The sequence below is a fragment of the Streptomyces nigrescens genome (assembly GCF_027626975.1).
Classification (GTDB): domain Bacteria; phylum Actinomycetota; class Actinomycetes; order Streptomycetales; family Streptomycetaceae; genus Streptomyces; species Streptomyces nigrescens.
Genome location: NZ_CP114203.1, coordinates 997,004 through 1,019,490 on the forward strand (window position 1 = coordinate 997,004; position 22,487 = coordinate 1,019,490).

The following is a 22,487-nucleotide window of genomic DNA, read 5'->3' on the forward strand; positions in this document are numbered from 1 at the left end:
GGGGCGGGCGATCGCGGCGGCCGGAAATCCTGGACCTGACCGGATTTAGTCTCCGGGGGCGCGGGGCGGTAGTGTACGCCTTTGGCTCACCAGGCGGACCGTTACTGCGCGCTCAAGCATGGAAGGCGCTGGGTGACATCTGCTGCCAGATGTGACAAACCGGGCGCCGGTGGGTACAACAAGGGGCGGCACGAAGGAAGGCAGCGGCGCACAGCGCCTCCGTCAAGGGCGGTGGTGGGCGACGGGTGGGCTCATGTCCCGAATTCGGGAATCTTCACCGCCGACCGGACGTTGACCGGATGACGACGACAGCGACACCTGTCCTGTGGGCGACAAGCCCGGGAGGCACGATTCATGAGTGAGCGAGCTCTCCGCGGCACGCGACTCGTGGTGACCAGCTACGAGACCGACCGCGGCATCGACCTGGCCCCGCGCCAGGCGGTGGAGTACGCATGCCAGAACGGACATCGATTCGAGATGCCGTTCTCGGTTGAGGCCGAGATTCCGCCGGAGTGGGAGTGCAAGGTATGCGGTGCACCCTCTCTTCTGGTGGATGGCGACGGCCCCGAGGAGAAGAAGGGTAAGCCCGCGCGTACGCACTGGGACATGCTCATGGAGCGGCGCACCCGCGAGGAGCTCGAGGAGGTGCTGGCCGAACGGCTGGCCGTCCTGCGCTCCGGCACCATGAACATTGCCGTGCATCCGCGCGACAGCAACCGCAAGTCCGCCTGACAACGGACCTGCGACAAGCAGCACGCAAGGGCCGGGGCCACTGCATTGCGCAGTGGCCCCGGCCCTTGCCGCATCCGCGGCCCCTCCACCCGGCCGCCGGGCGCGCTCAGCCGGTGAGCGGCGGATCCTGGCGGCGCGGGGACGGGGGCTCGTCGTCGCGGATGACCTCGCCCTGGACGACCTTGCCGTCCGGCCGGTGCATCCGGGCCTGCTGGAACGCGTCACCGAACGAGCCCGGGGCGTAGCCCGACCGCCTGGACAGCAGCTTCTCGGCGCGGCGCTGGATCAGCTTTCCGGTCGGCGGGAAGAGGCAGAGCAGCCCCAGTGCGTCGGACACCAGCCCCGGCAGCATCAGCAGCAGCCCGCCGGCCATCGGGAGCGTATTGCCGCTGCCCGACGTCCCGTTGCCGGATCTTCCGTTGCCGGACGGGGAGTTGCCGGGCGCCGCCGGGCCGCCGGCGGTCTGAAGGCTCTCGGTGAGGTTCCGCCAGGCGCGACGGCCGGCCCGCTTGGTCACATAACCGCCGACGATCACTCCGCCGACCAGCAGAAGCAGGACCGTCAGACCGTTGGTGGCACCGGCCACGACGGTCAGCAGCCAGATCTCCAGCACCATCCAGGCGGCGATGCCCAAGGGCACGAACCTACGGGCGCGCGAGCGCTGGGGCGGGCGGGGACTCGGCGATGGCGTGGCTCCGAACGACATGCCTCAAGTGTGCCTGGCCCGTCGGGCCGCCTTTCCCAAGGGTCGCCGGATTGATCAACTCCCGGCCACCGGGCCCCCGGGCCGGGGTCAGCGGCCGCGGATCTTGTCCACCCGTGAGCCGACACCCCAGGCCGTGACGCGCCACAGCGCCTCCACGACGATGTCCCGGCTCATCTTGCTGTCGCCGTACTCGCGCTCGACGAAGGTGATCGGGACCTCGACGACGTGATAGCCGGCCTGCACGGCGCGGCGGGCGAGGTCGACCTGGAAGCAGTAGCCCTGGGAGGCGACGTCGTCCAGGCCCAGCCCCTTAAGGGCCTCCGCGCGAAAGGCCCGGTAGCCGCCGGTGAGGTCGCGCAGCGGCAGATCCAGCGCCAGCCGGGAGTAGGTGCTGCCGCCGCGGGAGATGAGCTGGCGGTACTTGGGCCAGTTGACGGTACGGCCGCCGGGCACCCAACGTGATCCGAGGACGAGATCGGCGCCCTTGAGGGCGGTGAGCAGCCGGGGCAGTTCCTCGGGCTGGTGCGAGCCGTCGGCGTCCATCTCGACCAGCACGCCGTAGCCGTTGTCGATGCCCCACCGGAAGCCGGCGAGATAGGCGGCGCCGAGGCCTTCCTTGCCCTTGCGGTGCAGGACATGGACCTGCTCGTCGTCGGCGGCCAGTTCGTCGGCCAGCTTGCCGGTGCCGTCAGGACTGTTGTCGTCCGCGACCAGGACATGTGCCTCCGGGACGGCGGACCGCACCCGCGAGACGATCGGCTTGATGTTCTCCGCCTCGTTGTACGTCGGAATGATCACCAACGTGGTGCCGAGCGGACCGTACTGCCGCTGACCGTCTGTCACTGCTGCCCCTTCTCGTCCTTCGTACGCCCACGCCGGCCGATGACTGCCGCGGCGGCGCAGGACAGAAGGCCCACGATAGCGAGCGCCCACTCAGGAGCGGCACCGACGCGGTCGGCGAGCGTCGTTTCGTCCCGCAGCGGAATCCGCGCGGAGACCACGCCCTGCGTGAACTCGGGGATCCGGTGGGTGACCGTGCCGTCGGGGGCGACCACCGCGCTGATTCCGCTGGTGGCGGCGGTGACCACGGCGCGGCCGTGTTCGACGGCGCGCAGCTTCGACATCGCCAGCTGCTGCTCGGGCTGGCCGGTGCGGCCGTAGGTGGCGTTGTTGGTCTGGATGACCAGGGCGCGGGCACCGGCGTCGACGGTGTCGTGGACGATCTCGTCGTAGGCGACCTCGAAGCAGATGACGTCGCCGAGCCGGGCGGGGCCGACCTTGAGCACGCCGGTGTGGTCACCGGGGTAGAAGTTGCGGGGCACCCGCTCGAAGCGCGTGATGATCTTGCTGAGCTGCTCCCGGAACGGCACGTACTCGCCGAACGGCACCGGGTGCTGCTTGGTGTAGGAGGCTCCCGGCCCCTTCTTCGGATCCCAGACGATGCCCTCGTTGAAGACATAGCCCTTCTTGGTGGGGTGGTCGACCAGGGCACCGACGAGGACGGGCACGTTGATGGCCTTCACGGCCTCGTCGATCCGGTCGTACGCCTCCCGGTACTTGTACGGATCGAGGTCGGAGGAGTTCTCCGGCCAGATCACCAGGTCCGGCTTCTTGGCCCGGCCGGCCTTGACGTCCGCGGCGAGCTTCTCGGTGGCGGTGGCGTGGTTGTCGGTGATCATCATGGGGCGGCCCAGGAAGTCCATGCCGGGTGACTGGACGTTGCCCTGGACGACAGCGATGTCGACGGTGTCGTCGGCCTTCGTGGGAACGGGCACCAGCGCGCCGGCCAGGGTGACCGCGGCGGCGAGCCCGAACGTCTCCAGCGCCGGGACGGCCCGGCGCAGCGACCCGTTCTTGCGCAGCCCCCAGAGGGTGGCGGCGCAAGCGGCGAGCAGCGCCCCGGCCAGCGCGACGGCGAAGGTCACCAACGGGGCGCCGCCGAGCGCGGCGAGCGGGGTGAGCGGCGATCCGGTGTTCGCGAACGCCAGCCGGCCCCACGGGAAGCCGCCGAGCGGCAGCCGGTCGCGGGCCCACTCCTCGGCGACCCACAGACAGGCCGTCCACACCGGCCAGGCCGGCAGCCGGGAGGTGACGGCGAGCGCAGCGCCCAGCAGCGCCAGGAAGAACGCCTCGGCGATCGAGAGGCCCACCACCGCGTCCCAGCCGACGACATGCAGCCACTTCAGCAGGATCAGGAAGAACGGCAGCCCGAACACGAAGCCCGTCCAGGCTCCCTGGCGGGCGGTCCGGCCACGGGTCAGCAGCGACAGCGCGGCGACGGACACCAGGGACAGCGGCCACAGGTCGTACGGCGGGAAGGCGAGTCCGAGCGCGAGGCCGGCGACGACCGCGAGGCCGCTGCGCGGCGCCTCACGGCGGGCCAGTGCGGCCAGACGCCGGGCGCGTCCGGGGCGGGCGGGCGCGGCGGCGGAGGCCGTCCCGGCGGGTGGCACCGGGCCGTCGGGCGTGGTGCCGCTGACGGCTTCTTCGGTGGTGTCGGAGCCCGATGGCACGGTCACGAGCCTTCCTGCAGGTCGAGCGGTAGTGAGCTGACCGTACATCGGGAGGCCGGGATTGCGGATGCGGGGTGCACAAAAGGTAAAGAGGCAGCGCGGGGAGGATGCGCGCGGGATCATGTGCGGTGCGGATAGGGGCCCGGCGCCCTTCGGGCCGACCTGGGACCCGCTGGCTGCGGGTCGACCGAAAGCCGTTGTCTACTGAGCGTCCGGGCCCCACCCGGGTCGCACCCGCCGACCAGCCGAAACCTTCCGTCGCCCCGTGCCGCGGGTCCTGGACCTGGCTCCCAGTGGCGGTGTGCCCCAGTGGCGCACCGCCCCATGGCCCAGCTGCGTTCGACGACTGCGCGGAGATCTACCGGTCGGACGTCCTGTGGTGGACTCGGCCGAACCTACCGGCCGCCGACCGCCTGCTGTCAACAGGTGCTCCGCCTGCGTCGTTTTCGCGTCGCCCCAGGTCAGCCGCGAGCGCCCGCAGGTGGGCCAAGGAGCAGCAAGCACGGTCCGCGCCGGCACGTGCCCGCGTGATGTCACTCGTTCGGCGGCCCGAAGACCGTTCGCCCGCCGACGACCGTACGCAGGCATACCGGGAGGTCGTTGCCGGGGGTGAGATCGGGCAGGCCGGGGGTGCCGGAGCGGGGGTCGGTGGACCAGCGCTCCACCCTCTCGTCGGGCGCCTGGACGAGCAGCTCGCCGGTGCGCCAGACCGCGTAATCGGCGGGGGCGCCAGGCACCAGGACGCCCGCGTCGTCCCGGCCGATGGCGCGCCAGCCGCCGCGGGTGTGGGCGGTGAACGCGGCGCGGGCCGAGATGCCGTGGGCGCGGGTGCGGTGGAAGACGGCGGCCCGCACGGTGCCCCAGGGGTCGAGCGGGGTGACCGGGCTGTCGGAGCCGAGGGCGAGCGGGACCCCGGCCTTGAGCAGCGCGGCGTACGGGTTGAGGGTGCGGGCCCGGTCGACGCCGAGACGGGCGGCGTACATGCCGTCCTCGCCGCCCCACGCCGCGTCGAAGGCGGGCTGGACGGAGGCGGTCAGGGCCAGGTCGGCGAAGCCGGCGATGGTGTGGTCGGTGAGCATCTCGGCATGCTCGACGCGGTGGCGGGCGGCCCGGATACGGGCGAGGCCGAGGCGCTCGGCGGCGGCCCGTACCCCGTCGACGACGCCGGTCAGGGCCGCGTCGCCGATGGCGTGGAAGCCGGCCTGGAGTCCGGCCTCGGTGCAGGCGGCGACATGGGCGGCGACGGCCTCGGCGTCGAGGTGCGCGGTGCCGGTGTGGCCGGCGTCCACGTAGGGGGCGTGCAGATGGGCGGTGTGCGATCCGAGCGAGCCGTCGACGAAGAGATCGCCCGCGGCGCCGATGGCCCCGAGTTCGCGGATCCGCTGCGCGTCCTTTGCGGACGCGACCAGTTCGGCCCAGTAGCCGACGACGCGCGGGCCGTTCCCCTCCCGGGCCAGCGCGAGCAGCGCCGTGAAGTCGTCCTCACCGGAGATGTCCGGGCCCGCGCACTCGTGGACGCTGCCGATGCCGAGCGAGGCGGCGCGGGCGAGCGCGGCGGACTGGGCCTCGGCGCGCTGGGCGGGGGTGACGGTGGCGTACGCGGCCTGGCGCACCGCATGGTGGGCGTCACCGGTCAGCGGCGCGTCCGCCCGGAACCCGGCCAGCTCGCGCACCCCGGGGACCAGATCGAGCAGCGCCGTCGTCACGACCGCGGAGTGCACATCCACGCGGGTGAGGTAGAGCGGGCGGCCGCCGGTGGCCGCGTCCAGTTCCGCGCGGGACGGCGGGCGGCCCTCCGGCCAGGCGCTGGCGTCCCAGCCGTGTCCGAGCAGAATCCGGTCCGCCTCCCGCGCGGCCGCATAGCCTCGGATCCGGGCGAGGGCATCGGACAGGGTGGCCGCACCGGACAGATCGAGTCCGGTGAGCGCGAGCCCCGTCGCGGTGGTGTGCACATGTGCGTCCGTGAACGCCGGGGTGACGAGCGCACCGTCCAGCGGGACGACCTCGTCCACACCTTCGGCGAAGGAGTCGGCCGCGCCCTCCTCCCCGACCCAGGCGATGCGGTCGCCCTCGACGACCATGGCGGTGGCGAAGGGGTCCGCGGGGCTGTGCACCTCACCGCCGCGCAGCAGGACCGTACGGGGACGGGCCGGGCCGGAGGGGTGCTGTCGGACCGGATCGGGGGTGCGCTCGCTCATACCGGACAGTTTGACCCCTGTGCGCGGACGGGCCGCGCGCGGGGGGCGATCACCGGTCAGATGCGTGGCGGACGGGCCTCGTAGGGGGTGGAGAGCACGACCGTGGTGCGGGTCGAGACACCGGCGAGGGTTCTTATGCGGGTGAGCAGATGCTCCAGCTCCAAGGGGGTGGCGACCCGGACCTTGAGGATGTAGTTCTCGTCGCCCGCGACGCTGTGGCAGGCCTCCAGCTCGGGGACCTCGGCCAGGCGGTCGGCGATGTCGTCCGGTGCGCTGGGGTCGAAGGGTTTGACCGAGATGAAGGCGGTGAGCGGCAGGCCCACCGCTTCGGGGTCCACGATGGCGGCATAGCCCCGGATGACACCGCGCTGCTCCAGACGGCGCACCCGCTGGTGCACCGCCGAGGTGGACAGGCCGGTGGCCTTGCCCAGGTCGGTGTAGCTCATCCGCCCGTCCTTGACGAGCAGATCCACGATTTGTCGGTCCAACTCCTCCACGCTCTCAACCTACTGTGCGCGGGCGCGTATGCGCACCGCGCGCCGGATCGTGGACCCCCTTGCGCCGGGCCATGTGACCAATGCCACACGCGTGATCCGGTGTCGGTGGGGTGCCGGCGATTATGCGTGCGGCATGAAGGGAATTGCTGCTGGTGGCCGGGACCGCCCGTCACAGGAAGTCAGCGGTACGACTGGCCCACCCGAGGGGGATGGACATCATGCGACGCCTTGAGCAGGACTCCGCTGCCGCGAACATCGACGCCCAGGAGGGCGACAGTTCCGGCCTCTCCGGCGACGACGGTGCGTACGACTCTTTCGACACCTATGAGATCTACCGAGTGACCTGCCCCGACTGCCTGCAGCCGATCGCGCTGCTGGCGGACGAGGACACGCTCCCGGAGCACGCCCTGTGCGCCTCGCCGTGGAACCCGTTCGGGCTGACGGTGTGCCAGGGCTCCGGCCGGGCGGCGGCCGAGGCACCGGAGACCGAGGACACACTGGACGCCCAGGAGCAGGACGCCGCGGTGCTGCTGACGCTTCCGGAGAGCCTGGACTGGCGCCGTCAGCCGTTCTCGCACATCGGCGGACCCGGCACCCAGCCGGTCCGGGTGCCGAGGATGCGTCCGGGCGTCTGAGAGCCCGTAGGGCCTTTCCGGCCCGCAGAGCCTTCCGGGGGGCCGCGCTCACCAGTAGCGGCCCTCGATCATCGCCTCCAGCGCGTCCCGGTGGAGGATCAGCGCATCGGCGTCGGCCGGGACCGGTATCTCGCCGAAGTGGACCTGGCGGTAGGCCACTCGCAGCATCACGATGGCGTGCCGCAGGGCCGCGTAGAGGGTGTGGAAGTCCATGTCGCGGGGCGGGTGCCCGGTGAGCGCGGCATAGCGGCTCTCGACGCGGTCGCGGCTCAGGAAGTCGGGCAGTCCCGGTTTGCCGCCGGACTCGGTGAGGTCCTGGAAGAAGCGGTGGAGAAAGACCATCCAGCCCAGGTCGAGTTCGCGGGGGCCGAGGGCGGCCATCTCCCAGTCGAGGACGGCGGCAGGTTCGAACCCGTCGTAGACGATATTGCCGATCCGGGCGTCACCCCAGGTCAGAACGGTCTCGCCGGGGTCCGACGGCCAGCGGTCGGCCAGCCGGGCGAAGCCACGCTCGATGAGCGGGGAGCGCGGACGGCCGTCAATGACCCAGGAGTAGTAGGCACGTTGGGCCTCGACATGACGGTGCAGCGCGCCACCGGTGCCGGGAGTGGCCAGGAAGTCGGCCGCGGCGGGCGGGACTTGGCCGTGCAGCCGGGCGAGGACCGAGACGCTGGCGGCTTCCAGGTGGTCGCGCTGGGCGTCGGTGGCGTCGTGCAGCCAATTCCCCTCGTACGTATAGGGCATGACGTCCGGTGGGACGCGGCCGTCGGCGCGGGCCATGACGAAGAACGGCGCGCCGAGGTGTGCCGGGTCCTCCTCCAGCCAGAGGGTGCGGGGCACCGGGAGGTCGGTGTGGTCGGCGACCAGGCGCATGGTGCGGTACTGCCGGGCCATGTCGTAGCGCGGGAAGACGGTGTACGCGGCGGGGTCGGCGGCGAGGCGTAGTGCGCAGGACGGCACCGGCGGTTCGGGGTGTTCGATGTCGAAGAGCAGCGTCTCGCTGGACATGCCGTTGGAGTCCGGGACGGTCGCGGCGACGGCGCGGGCGCCGGGCAGCCGGGTGCCGAGCCAGGCGGTGAGCCGGCGGGTGAGGGCTTCGGGGTCGCGGGTGGTGGTGCGGGGGCGCCGCCCTGCGGGCGCTCCCCCGGGGTGGTTTCCGTCGGGGCCCGCGGCGGGCGGCGGATGCGGTGTCATCGGCCGGCCTCCCGCGCGACGGAGTCATACCCGGTGAAGCCGCTGGGGTCGTGCCGGCCGAAGCTTCCGTGCTCGAAGATGCCGTAGCCGGTGCGGCCTTCGAGGGTGAAGCGGGCGGCGTGGTCGGTGACCCCGTATGCGGCGAGCGGATGTGCCGCCGGGTCGGTGAGGTCGTAACTGCGGCGGTCGGTCCAGCCGCGGCCCCGCCAGGTGCCGTGCTGCCAGTCGTCGGCGGGAGGGTAGCCGGCCCCGAGGGCGAGGGGCGAGGAGGTGAGGATCTCCGCGGTGAGTTCCAGGGGCTCGCGGCCGGGGCCGGTGAGGTGGATGACGGCGCGTTCGGGGTGGCGGGTGCCGGGGCGGTAGCCGATGTCCGTGTGCGGCCAGCCGAGTTGGACCTCGCGGGCGTCGTCGTGGACCACGAGGGCCTCGTTGAGGGTGCGATGGCCGTCGGCGTCCTCCTGGACGATGACCATCACAAAGCGGTCGTCGAAGCGCACCGGGCACCAGACCCAGTGGAAGCCCTCGGGCCGCAGCTCCTCCGCGGCCCGTCCGCCGTCCTCACCGGGTATCGGGCGGACGCCCCAGCTGCGGTCGCGGGTGCCGGTCCACTCCCCCGCCGTGACGGCGAGCTCCTGGCCGGCGACGCGGATGCTGCCGGTGCAGGTGCCCGCCTGGACGAACCGCCGGCCTTCCAGCATCAGCCGGTCGCCGCGGTACTGGGTGTGGTGCGGCTCCCAGGTGGCGGGAAACGCCGCGTGCCAGGTCAGGTCGTAGGCCAGGCCGTCCGGGTCGGCGGGGTCCGCGGCGCAGGTCAGCCGCAGACGGGCGAGCGGCTCCTCGACGGTGATGGTGAGCGGGCCGACGGTGAGCGCGAGGCGGTCGTCGGTGAGCGCGTCGGAGGCCCGTACGGCATACAGCCGTTCGCCGAGGCGGAGGGTGGCATAGGCGTCGATGACGCCGGTGTTGGGGTAGACACCGAGGCCGGCGATCAGCAGGGCGCGGCCGGAGTGGTCCATGACATGGAAGATGCACCGGTCGTAGGCGTTGCGGTCGCCGGTGGCGACATACCGCAGGGACAGCGGGACCTGGTGGATCGGGTACTCGTCGAGCGCGATCGGGCGGTCGGGCACGGTCTCCTCCTGGGCGCGCGGACGGCAGGGCGTCACCTCGGACACGACGCCCGCGAACGGGAGTTGACGGTACGTCAGCTCTGAACGGACGGCCAGACCCGGAATGGGAAGTGGGGGGCAGCAGCGCACTTTGCCTATTACCGTCACCTGGTCGACGCGCCACTGATCCCTGGAGCCACGGTGACCTCACGATCTCTGCGCTGTCTGCGCTGCGCCCGCCCCGCGGAGGGTCTCGACGGCTGCCGGACCTGCGCCGCGGAGAGCATCGGCGCCATTGCGATGCCGCCGCTCGCGGATCTGGCCGGCGTGGACCTCAGCAGCTATCCCGGCGGTCCGTGGGGCTGCCGGCGGCCCTTCCGGTGTCCGGTCCGCCGGACACGCTGGGTGAGGGCAACACCCCGGTCGTCCGGCTGCGGAACGGCCCGGACCGAGCAGGGGCGAACGCGGCGATGGCGCGGGCGGTCGAGCAGCCCGGCCGGTACCCGCTGACCAGCTACTCCTCCCCCTCGCCGGGCGGGAATCCTCCCCCGAGCTCTCAACCCCGTTCGAGCAGGGGGACCCCCATGCCAACGAGGGGTACAAGTCGGTCGCCTACGAGCTGGCGCGGGACTTCTCCGGGTGGCAGCTCGACACGGTGGTGGTGCCCACCAGCCGGGCGGATCTGCTGGCCGGAATCGGCCGCGGCTTCCGGGAGTTGGCGGCCGCCGGGCCGATCGGCCGGGAGCCCCGGCTGGTGGCCGCGGAAACGGCCGCCGCGGCACCGTTCACCGCCGCGCTGCGCCACCCGGACCGCGCGGAGAGCGTACGCGGGTGACGGGCGGGCCGACGGTGGCCTTCTCCCTCGGCGAGGAGCGGCCGTGCCGGCAGGGGCTCGACGCGCTGTGGCGCGGCAGAGGCACGGCGGTCGCGGTGGACGACGAGGCGATCATGGCCGGACACCGGAGGCCGGCGGCGGGCCTGCTCCTGGAGCCGTCGTCCGCCGTCGCGTCCGCCGTGGTGCGGGCACAGGCCCGTACCTCCGGCGGGCTGGTGGTCGCGATCGGGACGGCGACGGGGCTCAAGGGGCTGGTGGGCTGACACCGGGCCCCGGCCGGGCGGGAAGCCGCGGGGTGGGCGGGGACGTGCCGCCCACCCCGACGCGCTCAGCGCTGCTCGGGGCCCGCGAGATGGCGGGCGATGACCATCCGCTGGATCTGGTTGGTGCCCTCGACGATCTGCAGGACCTTGGCCTCGCGCATGAAGCGTTCGGCCGGGAAGTCGAGGGTGTAGCCGTAGCCGCCGAGGAGCTGGACGGCGTCGGTGGTCACCCGCATCGCGGTGTCGGTGCAGAACAGCTTGGCCATCGCCGCTTCCTTGGAGAACGGCAGACCGGCGTCGCGCAGCCGGGCGGCGGTGAGGTAGAGCGCGCGGCCCGCCTCGATCTGGGTCGCCATGTCGGCGAGCATGAAGCGCAGGCCCTGGAAGTCGGCGATGGGGCGGCCGAATTGCTGTCGTTCGGCGGTGTACGCGAGCGCCTCGTCCAGCGCCGCCTGGGCCACGCCGATGGCACAGGCCGCGATGCCCAGGCGCCCGGAGTCCAGCGCGGACAGGGCGATGGCGAAGCCCTGCCCCTCGTCCCCGAGGCGGCGCGAGTCGGGGATGCGGACGGCGTCGAAGTGCAGCTGGGCGGTCGGGGAGCCCTTCATGCCCATCTTGCGCTCGGGCGCCGCGGCACTCAGCCCCTCGGCGTCGCCGGGCACCAGGAAGGCGGTGATGCCATGGGCGCCGCTGCCGCCGGTGCGGGCCAGCACGGTATAGAAATCGGCCACGCCACCGTGGGTGGTCCAGGCCTTGGTGCCCTCCAGCGTCCAGACGTCGCCCTCCCGGGTGGCCCGGGTGGTCAGGGAGGCGGCGTCGGAGCCCGAGGAGGGCTCGGAGAGGCAGTACGCACCCAGCAGTCCGCCGCCGAGCATGTCCGGAAGGTGTTCGGCGCGCTGCTCCTTGCTGCCGTATCCGGCGAGCGCATGACAGGCGAGGGTGTGCACGCTGACGCCGAGGCCGACGGTGAGCCGGGCGGCGGCGAGCTCCTCCAGGACCTGGAGGTACACCTCGTACGGCTGGCCGCCACCGCCGAATTCCTCGTCATAGGGCAGCGACAGCAGTCCGGCTTCCGACAGCAGGGTGAAGGTCGCGCGCGGGAAGTGCCCGGCGTCCTCCTCCTCGGCGGCCGTTGGCCGGATCTCGCGCTCGGCGAGCTCGCGTACGAGCGTCAACAGGTCACGGGCTTCTTCGGTGGGCAGCCTGCGGTCCACCGGCCGGGGGCCGTACTCGGTCATGGCGGCGCTCTCCTCCCTGTCGGGCGCTGCGGCGACACGCGCGGGGTGGGCGGCGGCGCCGGTTTCCGTAGTGCCAGGCCGATGATCGCGTTCCGGGTCTCGGAAGGCGATGACCTGCGACTGTGGCGCTAGGAGTATGCCCGATCGGAGGCTCCGCGTCACGGGTTGATCATCACGGGCTGCGGAGATCCGGCCCGCGCGTACCGACCGGCCGGGAAATTGGTCCGAACCATTGACTCACTGGTCTAGTCCTTCTACCTTCTCCTTCAACGTTCAACGCGTTCATGCCAATTCGGAACGCAGGTCAGGATCTCCCCCCAGGGGGTGTCCGCGGCGCCCCCGTCATCCGCCCGGAGAACGGGCCGTCCGGGAGTGTGCGGGCACCCCCACCCCCCTCCGAGGAGACGACATGCTCAGACCGCACCGGATGCGCTCACCGCGCAGAGTGCTCGCCGCCGTCACCGCGCTGTGTACGGCGGCGCTGGCCGGCACCCTGCTCGCCGGACCGGCCTCCGCCGGCCCCGCGAACGCCCCCACCGCACCGCGCGCCGCGGCCCCGGCAGCCGCCGCCGCGGGCGGCAAGGTCGTCGGATACTTCACCAACTGGGGTGTCTACGACCGCAATTACCACGTCAAGAACATCGAGACGTCGGGCTCGGCGGCCAAGCTGACGCACATCAACTACGCCTTCGGCAACGTCCAGGGCGGCAAGTGTGCCATCGGCGACTCCTACGCCGACTACGACAAGGCGTACACCGCCGACCAGAGCGTCGACGGCACGGCGGACACCTGGGACAACGGCGCGCTGCGCGGCAACTTCAACCAGCTCAGAAAGCTCAAGAAGCTGCATCCGAACCTCAAGGTGATCTGGTCGTTCGGCGGCTGGACCTGGTCGGGCGGCTTCGGCGAGGCCGCCAAGAACCCGGCCGCCTTCGCGCAGTCCTGCTACGACCTGGTCGAGGACAAGCGCTGGGCGGATGTCTTCGACGGAATCGACATCGACTGGGAGTACCCCAACGCCTGCGGTCTGACCTGCGACACCAGCGGCAGGGACGCCTTCACCAACGTGCTGAAGGCGCTGCGGTCGAAGTTCGGCCAGAGCAATCTGGTGACCGCGGCGATCACCGCGGACGCCTCGGCCGGCGGCAAGATCGACGCTGCCGACTACGCGGGCGCGGCCCAGTACGTCGACTGGTACAACCCGATGACCTACGACTACTTCGGCGCCTGGGACGCCAAGGGCCCGACGGCCCCGCACTCCCCGCTGACGTCGTACAGCGGCATCCCGAAGGCCGGCTTCAACAGCACCGACACCCTCGCCAAGCTCAAGGGTCTCGGCGTCCCGGCGAGCAAACTGCTGCTGGGCATCGGCTTCTACGGCCGCGGCTGGTCGGGCGTCACCCAGGACGCACCGGGCGGTACGGCGACCGGCGCGGCACCGGGCAAGTACGAGGCCGGGATCGACGACTACAAGGTGCTCAAGAGCCGTTGCCCGGCCACCGGCAAGGTGGGCGGCACCGCCTACGCCAAGTGCGGCGACCAGTGGTGGAGCTATGACACCCCCGAGACCATCGGCACGAAGATGGCCTTCAAGAACGCACAGGGGCTGGGCGGCACGTTCTTCTGGGAGCTGAGCGGCGACACCACCAACGGTGAGCTGATCAAGGCGATCAAGTAGCGGCAGCGGGCTCAGAGCCGGGCGGGCGGGAGGCAGCGGCCTCCCGCCCGTTCTCCGTCCTGTGGCACCGCGTGATGCCTCCCCCACGGGCGGCCGGGGCGGCGCCGGACCGCGGGGGCGCGCGCTCCTCCACCGCGCCCCCGAACGCCCCCGCGGGGTTTACGGCCCCGCCCCGTACGAGCACCATCGGCCGTACGGGAGCAGGAGCCGCACCGGAGAGGTGACACGTGGTCAACCCTTGGCTGGCGATGGAGACCGGAGCCGATCCGGTGGAGCGCACCCGCACGGTGCGCAGGGCGCATGCGGCGTTCCTGGCCGACGGGACCGTCGCGCCGCCGGTGCGTCAGGTCGTCGCCGATTCCTGGCGCCGTTCCGCCGAGGCCCACGCGGCGGCGGACGGCGCCGCGCCCATCGAGCTGGACGAGGCCACGCTGAGCGCCTACCGGGACGGGCATCCGCTGGCCCGCGCCATGCCGGTCTTCCGGGAGCTGCTGGGCAGCTTCGCGCAGGACGGCGCGCATCTGCTGGCCGTCTGCGATCCGCAGGGCAGGCTGCTGTGGGTGGAGGGGCACCGCGGGGTGCGGCGCAGTGCCGAGCGGATGAACTTCGTCGTCGGTGCCCGCTGGGACGAACGGCACGCCGGCACCAATGCCCCGGGCACCGCCCTCGCCGCCGACCACGCCGTACAGATCTTCGCCACCGAGCACTACAACCGGCAGGTGCAGCGCTGGAGCTGTGCCGCCGCCCCGCTGCACGATCCACGGACCGGCCGGCTGCTGGGTGCGGTGGACCTCACCGGCGGGGATCATGTGGCGAGTCCGCACAGCCTGGCCCTGGTGCAGGCCACCGCCCGTGCCGCGCAGGCCCATCTCGCATCGGGCGTACCGGAGTTGGGCGTCTGCCTGTCGGCGCTCGGCCGGGACGAGGCGCTGCTGGTCATGGACGGGGAGCGGCTGCGGCTCGGGCGCCGGCACAGCGAGATCATGATGCTGCTGGCCCGGCACCCCGAGGGACTGACGGGCGATCAGCTCTCGGTGCTGCTGTACGGCGAGCGCGAGATGCGCCCGGTGACGCTGCGGGCCGAGCTGTCCCGGCTGCGGCAGCTGGTGGGCGCGCTGCTGCATTCCCGTCCGTACCGGCTGAGCAGGCCCGTCGAGACCGATCTGGACGCGGTCGAGGAGGCCCTGGCGGCCGGCGAGGTGCGCTCCGCGCTGAACGCCTACCGGGGTCCGCTGCTGCCGTTGTCGGAGGCGCCCGGTGTGCAGCGGCTGCGCGGCGGGCTGGCGGACGCGATGCGGTCCGCGCTGCTCGGCGCCCGCGATCCAGGCCTGCTGCGCGAGTGGTCACGTACCTCCTGGGGCGAGGACGACCTGGAGATCTGGGAGGCGCTGGTGGACGCCCTGCCGGAGCGCTCCCCGGCCCGCAGCGCGCCGATGGCCACCGCGCACCGGCTGCGCGCGGCGTACGGCCTGACCAGCGGTGACCTTGGTGCGGTGGGCGCACCGGCCGCCGCGCGCGTCGCAACGTTCGCGCAACCTCCCCGGCTCTAGCCTGCGCTCAACGCCCGTCACACGGGGTGGCGGGCACCGCGCCGAGAGCGATTGGGAGGCCGCACCATGGCCCGTTACGCCAGCCCGGGTTCCGCCGATGCCGTGATGAGCTATCTGCCCCGCTACGACCACTGGATCGGCGGCGAGTACGTGGCGCCCGCGCTGGGCCGGTACTTCGAGAACCCGACCCCGGTCAACGGAGCACCGTTCACCGAGGTCGCCCGCGGCACCGCCGAGGACGTCGAGCGCGCCCTGGACGCGGCCCACGCTGCCGCCCCCGGCTGGGCCCGCACCTCCGCCGCCGAACGCGCCGGCGTCCTCAACAAGATCGCCGACCGGATGGAGCAGAATCTGGAGGCGCTGGCGGTCGCGGAGAGCTGGGAGAACGGCAAGCCCGTACGGGAGACGCTGGCGGCCGACATCCCGCTCGCCATCGACCACTTCCGCTACTTCGCGGGCGCCATCCGCGCCCAGGAGGGCTCGCTGTCGGAGATCGACGAGGACACCGTCGCGTACCACTTCCACGAGCCGCTCGGCGTGGTCGCCCAGATCATCCCCTGGAACTTCCCCATCCTGATGGCGACCTGGAAGCTCGCCCCGGCCCTGGCCGCCGGCAACGCGGTGGTCCTGAAGCCGGCCGAACAGACCCCCGCCTCCGTGCACTTCTGGATGAGCCTGATCGCGGACCTGCTGCCGCCCGGCGTGGTCAACATCGTCAACGGCTTCGGCGCCGAGGCCGGCAAGCCGCTGGCGTCCAGCCCCCGGGTCGCCAAGGTCGCCTTCACCGGCGAGACCACCACCGGCCGCCTGATCATGCAGTACGCCTCCGAGCACCTGCGCCCGGTGACCCTGGAACTGGGCGGCAAGAGCCCCAACATCTTCTTCGACGACGTCTCGTCCGCCGCGGACGACTTCCACGACAAGGCGCTGGAAGGCTTCACCATGTTCGCCCTCAACCAGGGCGAGGTGTGCACCTGTCCGTCCCGGGCGCTGATCCAGCGCGGGCACTACCAGGACTTCCTGGAGGCCGGTGTGGCGCGCACGGAGAAGATCGTCCAGGGGCACCCGCTGGACACCGACACCATGATCGGCGCCCAGGCCTCCAACGACCAGCTGGAGAAGATCCTCTCCTACCTGGACATCGGCCAGAAGGAAGGCGCCCGCATCCTGACCGGCGGCTCACGCGCCGAACTGGGCGGCGAGTTGGAGGGCGGCTACTACGTCCGCCCGACGATCTTCGAGGGCAACAACGACATGCGCGTCTTCCAGGAGGAGATCTTCGGCCCCGTGGTGGCCGTGGCACCGTTCAGCGACTTCGACGACGCCATCGGCATCGCCAATGACACGCTCTACGGCCTGGGCGCGGGCGTCTGGACCAGGGACGGCTCCACCGCCTACCGCGCAGGCCGCGCCATCCAGGCCGGACGCGTATGGACCAACTGCTACCACGCCTACCCGGCCCACGCGGCCTTCGGCGGCTACAAGCAGTCCGGAATCGGCAGGGAGACCCACAAGATGATGCTGGATCACTACCAGCAGACGAAGAACCTGCTGGTGTCGTACTCCCCGAAGAAGCTCGGGTTCTTCTAGACGCCAAAAAGGGCGCCTGACCAGGGCAGATGCCCGGCAGGCGCCCTCGTCGGGATACGCCTGGGCCACAAGACGAAATTCAGCCTTACTCCCGATTCCTCCCACCCCTACCCCACGCCTGACCAGCTGTTCCGGGGCATTTCCGGGCCAGGTGCGCCCCCAGGCACCCGCCGGCGCATCCTCGCACTCGTCCCACCGCTGCATGGAGTCCTCGATCAGAACTGGACGCTGTGCACGAGCGGTTCGTGCATCGGTCTTCCAGGACGGAGCCGCGGGAGTCGGCGCTTGCCTACACGCGGGGATCGATCTCTCCGCTGGAGCGCAACGACTGGACACTGGCCGAACAGGCCGGTCACTCCGCTCCGGACCCTATCCATCGACTGCTGAACCGGATCGAGTGGGAAGCCGATGAGGTCCGCGACGATGTGCGCGACCTTGTCGTCGAGAACCTCGGCGACCCCGAGGCCCTCTCATCGTGGACGACACCGGCTTCCTGAAGAAGGGGAGCCGTTCGGCAGGGATGCAGCGGCAGTACTCCGGGACCGCGGGACGCACGGAGAACTGCCAGGTCGGCGCCTTCCTCGCCTGTGCAGCCGGCGGCGGCTGGACACTGATTGACCGCCGTTGTATCTGCCCACCTCCTGGACGGACGACCGCGAGAGGTGCCGCCAGGCCGGTATCGACGACACGGTTGGCTTCGAGACCAAGGTCGTCATCGCCAAGAAGATGGTCCGCCGTGCGATCGCGGACAAGATCCCGTTCCGGCGACCTGCCACGGCAGAAGTGGGAACGCCACTCGTGCGGGAACGGCGCCCATGGGCTGCGGGTCTTCGACTGGGCGCGTGTCGAAGTCCGTCCCTGGCACCGCAGGACCGCCGACACCGGGTTGTTGCCCGTCGCAGTGTCAGCCGGCCCGAGGAGATCTCTTACTACATCGCCTACTGCCCAGCCGGTGCCACCTTGGATGAGTTGATCCATATCGCCGGCATCCGGTGGGCCGTCGAAGCATGCCTCCAGACGGCGAAGCAGGAGTGCGGCCTGGACGACTACCAAGTCCGCCGCTACCCAGGCTGGCACCCTGGCCATGGCTGCCCACCCTTTTCTGACCGTCAGTCAGAGAGTTCTCATGTCCGGGCCGGCATCGCGAGGTCGGCACGGCTCGGGCGCTCAGGGCCCGATGCCGGGCAACCGAGCGCCCGGCCGACCGGGATCTCGCTGCTCCGGCCCGGCTGCGGCGCCCGCCCGGACGCGGCGGGCGCGGGTGGGTCAGACGCCGGGTGGGGAGACGTAGGTGAACGATCCCGATGAACTGCCGCCGGGGGTGGTGACGGTGACGTCGAAGGTGCCCTCGGTGGCGCTGGGCGGCGACACGGCGGTCACGGTGGTGTCGGAGATGACCGCGAAGGGCGCCGGCGTGCCGTTGAAGGTGACCTGTTCGGTGTAATTCAGGCCGGTGCCGGTGATCGTCACCCCGGTGCCGCCGGTGGTCGGTCCCGCGCTGGGGCTGACGTCCGTGATGGTGGCCTGGTCGACGTAGGTGTAGAACGGGCCGTCGGCGCTCCCGCCGCTGGTGATCACGGTGACGACGACGGCGCCCGGGGCCGGGGCATGGGCGGCTCTGACGGTGACCTGGGTGTTGGAGACACTCTGGATGACGGCTCGGGTGGTGCCGAAGTACACGTCGATCGCTCCGGCGAGGTTGCGGCCGGTGATGACGATCTCCTGGTCGCTGCCCGAGACGGGGCCGGCATCGGGGCTGATGCCGGTGAGGGCGGGCGCCGGCATGTAGTAGAAGGACCCGAGGGTGCCGGTGCCGCCCGCGGTGGTGACCGTCACGGGGACGACACCGGCGCCGGCGGGGGAGGTGACGGTCACCGATGTCGCCGTATTGGCGGTGATCACGGCCTGGGCGGTGCCGAAGTGCACGGCGGTGGCGTTGGCCAGGTGGTGACCGGTCAGTGTCACAGTGGTTCCGCCTGCCATGAGCCCCTGGTCGGGGATCACGGTCGTCGTCATGACTTCGACGGTGCCGGCATCGACGTTGCCCACATAGGCGCGTGTCCCATCGGGGAAGACGGCGATGCCGGTGGGGCCGTCTCCCGCGCTGATGTTCTCGACGACGGTGCGGGTGGCGGTGTCGATCACACTCACCGTGTCCGGTCCGGAATTCGGCACGTACAGATGCGCGCCGTCGGGGCTCAGCGCCGGGAAGCGAGGCTGGGCGCTGACGCCGATGTTGTCGATGGTGGTGTTCGTGGCGGTGTCGATCACGCTCACCGTGGAGCTGCCGGCGTTCGTGACGTAGACGCGGGCCCCATCGGAGCTGACCGCCAGCAGGATGGGGACGTCGCTGGCGAGGATCGTGGCGACGACGGTGTCGGTGGCGGTGTCGATCGCGCTGACGGAACCCGAGAAACTCGCCACATAGGCGCGGGTCCCGTCAGGGGTGACAATCACGCCGGTCGGCCCGGTCCCGACGGTCACGGTGCCGGTGACGGTGTTGGTGGCGGTGTCGATCACACTCACCGAATCGGTGGTCTGCCGCGTCACATAGACGCGCGTCCCGTCCGGGGTGACCGCCGCCATCGTCGCCCCGGCCCCTACGGGGATGTCCGTGACGAGGGTATTCGAGGCGAGGTCGAACACGCTGACCAGACCGTCGTCGAAGACGGCCACATAGGCGCGGGTCCCGTCGGGACTGATCGCCACGTCGGTGGGACCGGCCCCCGTAGCGATGGTGTCGATCACAGTGTTCGTGGCGGTGTCGATCACGCTCACCGTGTTCGAGCCCCGGTTGGCCACATAGACGCGGGCCCCGTCCGGGGTGAGGGTAATCCCCTCCGGGGTGTCCCCCACGGGAATAACAGCGCCTGCGGCAAACGCGGCATTCAATGCGGCGTAGGGTGCCCGGGCATGCTGCGAAGATGGTGGCGCTAAGGCGAACATGACACTCCCCAAAGAAGGCGGGACGATCTTTGTCCCGCGCATGGAAATGTCTGCTCCGCCGCATGGGCAAACAGCGAGCAGTCAACCGGCCGCGAATCCGGCCAGCGAAATACACACGCAAACGGAGAATAACCTCCCGGGGAAAGTATTTAAAGGTCGCACGATATCTCGGATAATCACTTTAAGGCGCAGGGCGGGCAGGCCCGGCCGCGACCCATCGGGCGGACGGGGCTGCCGCCTGGCACTTCGCGCCCTGCCCGCCGCATCAAACCTGATGCCCCGTCAGATTCATGATCTCAGGGACCACTTACGGGAATCGCAAGGTCGCCGTCGCCGGAGTCGCCCTGGCCGATTGCGGACGCGTGGACCGGGCCGGGCCACCCCGTACGCCCTGCACGCCCAGGCCGCCCGCCGGGCACTCGCCGACAGCGGGCTGGACCGTTCGGTGATCGACGGCTTCGCCTCGGCCGGTCTGGGCACCCTCGCACCCGTCGAGGTCGCCGAATATCTGGGCCTGCACCCCACCTGGGTCGACTCGACCGCGGTCGGCGGCGCCACCTGGGAAGTGCTCGCCGCGCACGCCGCCGACGCGATCGCCGCCGGCCATGCCAACGCCGTACTCCTCGTCTACGGCTCCACCGCCCGCGCCGACATCAAGGCCAAGCGCCGCACCTCGAACCTCTCCTTCGGCACCCGGGGCCCACTCCAGTTCGAGGTCCCCTACGGGCACACCCTGATCGCTAAATACGCCATGGCCGCCTGCCGCCATATGCACCAATACGGCACCACCCTGGAACAGTTGGCCCAGGTCGCGGTCCAGGCACGCGCCAACGCGGCGGGCCGGCCGCCTGCCACCCGGGGATGCGGGGCTGTTCCTGCTGGTCGAGGCGGTACGCCAGCCCCGCGGCGAGGCCGGCCCCGGACCGCCAGGTCCGGAAGACCGACGGCGCGCTGCCCCGGCAAACACCGTTGCAGTACTAGCACTCCTGCGGTCGGCGGACCTCACCCGTGCCCAGTGTGATCACGGCCCGCGGCCGCATGGGCCCCTCGCCGCGTCGGGAGAGCAGGACCACCTCCTCGACCACCGCCGACAGCGCGCCGAGCCGGACGGCACACTCAGCGGCCAGGCGCATCGGGTCCTGGGTGCGGCCGAGGGACAGATGCGGGGTGAAGCGGCCGGCGCGCCCGTGGCAGAGCGGGAACCGCAGTCCCAGCTCCCGGTGGAGACGTGCCCACGGCGCCGGGTCCGCCGCAGCCGGATCGAGCCACAACGTCGCGTGGTGCCGGTGCCGGAAGTACCGCACTCCGGCCAGGCGCGCCGTGAACGCCGTGCTCTGCGCCACCCCGGCGGAGAGCAGCGGCACGGCCCGCGCAAACGCTTCCTCCGGCACGAAGCCGAACAGCAGGTTCACGTGCGGCGGCCACCGCCGTACCTGCGGATCGTGCTCCCAGCGGATGTCCTGAATCACCGGCCAGAGCTTCCGCGGCGGCAGCCACGCCACTGCCGTCCGGGCCGTTGGTGCCACTTCGAGCGCATCTGCCGGCTCGGCCCCGCCGAAATCCGGATTCCCGTTCACATGGCCATGGTCCCAAAACGGGCTCGCAAAGCCGCCCAGCGCTTCTCCGAAGGGCCGCGCGCCGAGGTATGGCCTGATACTCGGCACCGCCCACCTGTCGTCTCCGCCCCGTCCTGAGGGTCACGGCACACTCTGCCGACCGCTTTCTCACCCGACCCATCGGACACGCCCTAACTGCCGCCCCCCTGAAACCACGCACACCACAAGCTCCTCGACGCCTGGCTCCTCGTGCTCCGCACCGCTTGCGGGGACACGGCAAAGCTCACGGTCCTGGAGCGGATGAACGTGCGCTCCGTACGACCTGAGCTGCTGGACCGGATGCATGACAACACCTGGCCTGGCAGCCGAGTTGCTCCAGGATCCGGTCGTGCGGCACCGTAATCGCATCGCCCTCGACTGGGACAACGCCTGGCGCCTCGACACCGGCGGATCGGATCACCTGGACCGCGAGGTGATCGACGTCTCGGTCCGCTTCGCGGCGCGGATCCCTGTCCGGCCGGTGCGACTGATCGCTGAAGGAGATCCGCCGGACAGGCCCTAGCGCGCTCCCCGGGGAAATCCTCGTGGCCGCTGCCCCACAGGCCCCGAACCCAGTGCACCGCGTCGCTCTTCGATAACGATCGGCCCGTGCTGACCGGGCCTCGAAGACGTTGAGCGGCCAGGCCGAAGACAGTGTCCTTGACCTGGCCGCCCAGGTCACAGCCCTGCTTGATCGGCGAGCTTGAGATAACCGCCAGCGCGGCGAAGACGTGGAAGACCAGGCGCCCGCCGGGGGTGGTGGTGTCGAGGGCTTCGTGCAGGCTCTGAAAGCCGATCTCTCGTCTCCGAAGCCCGCCGACGATGGAGATCAGGTCCTGGATCGAGCGACCGAACCTGTCCAGGGCCGGGACGACGAGGGTGTCCCCGGGGCGGAGTTGGTCCAGCGCGGCCCACAGCTCCTCGCGCTCCGCGTTCTTGCCGGACTTCTTGCCGGCGAAGGTCCGCGCACATCCGGCAGCCTCCAGGGCAGCGATCATCTGATCGAGCAGCGGGCCCTTGGTGGATACCCGGGCGTATCCGATCCGGGCGCCGGCTGCGGACGCGAGGAGTGCCGCCAGGGGCGGCGAAGAACTTGGTGTGCGGGGCCGGCGGAACCGGGTAATGTCTTTGTCATGTTCTTCCAGACGCCGATTTACGAGTGAGAGCGTGATGGGCCCCTGCTGACGTCCTTCGACGTCGCCGCGCCC

General features: G+C 71.3%; 17 protein-coding genes and 4 pseudogenes. 10 read left to right on the plus strand and 11 right to left on the minus strand.

What is annotated here, in order from left to right:
- Nucleotides 1–354 precede the first annotated feature (354 nt).
- On the plus strand, nt 355–732 hold the full coding sequence (locus STRNI_RS04645; protein WP_026170122.1) for an RNA polymerase-binding protein RbpA: 378 nt from the start codon (nt 355–357) through the stop codon (nt 730–732).
- A 106-nt stretch (nt 733–838) separates the two neighbouring features.
- Here the strand turns inward: STRNI_RS04645 and fxsA are convergent, their stop codons facing one another.
- The 5 genes from fxsA to STRNI_RS04670 form a co-directional block, all read right to left on the minus strand.
- Nucleotides 839–1,438 carry an FxsA family membrane protein gene (fxsA, locus tag STRNI_RS04650; protein WP_277410605.1) on the minus strand — a complete coding sequence of 200 codons (600 nt, stop codon included), beginning with the start codon at nt 1,436–1,438 and terminating at the stop codon, nt 839–841.
- Nucleotides 1,439–1,525: 87 nt separating this feature from the next.
- Nucleotides 1,526–2,281: a polyprenol monophosphomannose synthase gene (locus tag STRNI_RS04655; protein WP_018092427.1), complete on the minus strand. Its 756-nt coding sequence runs from the start codon at nt 2,279–2,281 to the stop codon at nt 1,526–1,528.
- Nucleotides 2,278–3,951, minus strand: coding sequence for an apolipoprotein N-acyltransferase (gene lnt / locus STRNI_RS04660; RefSeq protein ID WP_093639505.1), 1,674 nt, complete (start codon nt 3,949–3,951; stop codon nt 2,278–2,280). Before lnt ends, STRNI_RS04655 begins: the two co-directional genes overlap by 4 nt.
- 533 nt (nt 3,952–4,484) lie before the next feature.
- The gene (locus tag STRNI_RS04665; RefSeq protein ID WP_266450769.1) at nt 4,485–6,149 is read right to left on the minus strand and encodes an amidohydrolase; all 1,665 of its coding nucleotides are present in this window, start codon (nt 6,147–6,149) and stop codon (nt 4,485–4,487) included.
- 56 nt (nt 6,150–6,205) lie between these two features.
- Nucleotides 6,206–6,646 carry an Lrp/AsnC family transcriptional regulator gene (locus STRNI_RS04670; RefSeq protein ID WP_026170119.1) on the minus strand — a complete coding sequence of 147 codons (441 nt, stop codon included), beginning with the start codon at nt 6,644–6,646 and terminating at the stop codon, nt 6,206–6,208.
- A 209-nt stretch (nt 6,647–6,855) separates the two neighbouring features.
- Here STRNI_RS04670 and STRNI_RS04675 point away from each other — a divergent pair, with 209 nt between their 5' ends.
- Nucleotides 6,856–7,281, plus strand: a complete 426-nt coding sequence (locus tag STRNI_RS04675; RefSeq protein WP_266450764.1) for a hypothetical protein — start codon at nt 6,856–6,858, stop codon at nt 7,279–7,281.
- Between the two features lie 48 nt (nt 7,282–7,329).
- Here the strand turns inward: STRNI_RS04675 and STRNI_RS04680 are convergent, their stop codons facing one another.
- Together STRNI_RS04680 and STRNI_RS04685 are read right to left on the minus strand one after the other, a co-directional pair.
- Complete coding sequence (locus STRNI_RS04680) at nt 7,330–8,475, minus strand: phosphotransferase family protein (protein ID WP_274739709.1); 1,146 nt, start codon at nt 8,473–8,475, stop codon at nt 7,330–7,332.
- Nucleotides 8,472–9,605 (minus strand): Rv3169 family protein, encoded by a 1,134-nt coding sequence (locus STRNI_RS04685; protein ID WP_274739708.1) that lies wholly within the window; start codon nt 9,603–9,605, stop codon nt 8,472–8,474. The genes STRNI_RS04680 and STRNI_RS04685 overlap by 4 nt, the downstream gene beginning before the upstream one ends.
- A 598-nt stretch (nt 9,606–10,203) precedes the next feature.
- On the opposite strand from STRNI_RS04685, the gene STRNI_RS04690 reads away from it, so the two are divergent.
- Nucleotides 10,204–10,419, plus strand: a complete 216-nt coding sequence (locus tag STRNI_RS04690) for a hypothetical protein (RefSeq protein ID WP_277413195.1) — start codon at nt 10,204–10,206, stop codon at nt 10,417–10,419.
- Complete coding sequence (locus tag STRNI_RS04695) at nt 10,416–10,682, plus strand: hypothetical protein (protein ID WP_277410606.1); 267 nt, start codon at nt 10,416–10,418, stop codon at nt 10,680–10,682. The genes STRNI_RS04690 and STRNI_RS04695 overlap by 4 nt, the downstream gene beginning before the upstream one ends.
- A 65-nt stretch (nt 10,683–10,747) precedes the next feature.
- Here STRNI_RS04695 and STRNI_RS04700 read toward each other — a convergent pair whose 3' ends face one another.
- A complete protein-coding gene (locus tag STRNI_RS04700; protein WP_159484559.1) occupies nt 10,748–11,920 on the minus strand; it encodes an acyl-CoA dehydrogenase family protein in 1,173 nt (390 codons plus the stop codon).
- A 409-nt stretch (nt 11,921–12,329) separates the two neighbouring features.
- On the opposite strand from STRNI_RS04700, the gene STRNI_RS04705 reads away from it, so the two are divergent.
- The 4 genes and pseudogenes from STRNI_RS04705 to STRNI_RS04720 form a co-directional block, all read left to right on the plus strand.
- Nucleotides 12,330–13,598: a glycoside hydrolase family 18 protein gene (locus STRNI_RS04705; protein ID WP_277410607.1), complete on the plus strand. Its 1,269-nt coding sequence runs from the start codon at nt 12,330–12,332 to the stop codon at nt 13,596–13,598.
- Between the two features lie 227 nt (nt 13,599–13,825).
- Nucleotides 13,826–15,148: a GAF domain-containing protein gene (locus STRNI_RS04710; RefSeq protein ID WP_277410608.1), complete on the plus strand. Its 1,323-nt coding sequence runs from the start codon at nt 13,826–13,828 to the stop codon at nt 15,146–15,148.
- Between the two features lie 66 nt (nt 15,149–15,214).
- Nucleotides 15,215–16,738, plus strand: a complete 1,524-nt coding sequence (gene adh / locus STRNI_RS04715) for an aldehyde dehydrogenase (protein ID WP_159484565.1) — start codon at nt 15,215–15,217, stop codon at nt 16,736–16,738.
- 221 nt (nt 16,739–16,959) lie between these two features.
- A pseudogene (locus STRNI_RS04720) lies at nt 16,960–17,849 on the plus strand (IS701 family transposase); the annotation flags it as partial.
- 155 nt (nt 17,850–18,004) lie between these two features.
- Here STRNI_RS04720 and STRNI_RS04725 read toward each other — a convergent pair.
- Nucleotides 18,005–19,594: an IPT/TIG domain-containing protein gene (locus tag STRNI_RS04725; protein ID WP_277410609.1), complete on the minus strand. Its 1,590-nt coding sequence runs from the start codon at nt 19,592–19,594 to the stop codon at nt 18,005–18,007.
- A 380-nt stretch (nt 19,595–19,974) separates the two neighbouring features.
- Here STRNI_RS04725 and STRNI_RS04730 point away from each other — a divergent pair.
- Nucleotides 19,975–20,537, plus strand: a pseudogene (locus tag STRNI_RS04730) (acetyl-CoA acetyltransferase); the annotation flags it as partial.
- 124 nt (nt 20,538–20,661) lie between these two features.
- On the opposite strand, the gene STRNI_RS04735 reads toward STRNI_RS04730, so the two are convergent.
- A complete protein-coding gene (locus STRNI_RS04735) occupies nt 20,662–21,261 on the minus strand; it encodes a 2'-5' RNA ligase family protein (protein ID WP_026169480.1) in 600 nt (199 codons plus the stop codon).
- A gap of 192 nt (nt 21,262–21,453) precedes the next feature.
- On the opposite strand from STRNI_RS04735, the pseudogene STRNI_RS04740 reads away from it, so the two are divergent.
- Nucleotides 21,454–21,781: pseudogene (locus STRNI_RS04740) on the plus strand (DUF1062 domain-containing protein); the annotation flags it as partial.
- Between the two features lie 247 nt (nt 21,782–22,028).
- On the opposite strand, the pseudogene STRNI_RS04745 reads toward STRNI_RS04740, so the two are convergent.
- Nucleotides 22,029–22,277: pseudogene (locus STRNI_RS04745) on the minus strand (recombinase family protein); the annotation flags it as partial.
- Nucleotides 22,278–22,487: the final 210 nt, after the last annotated feature.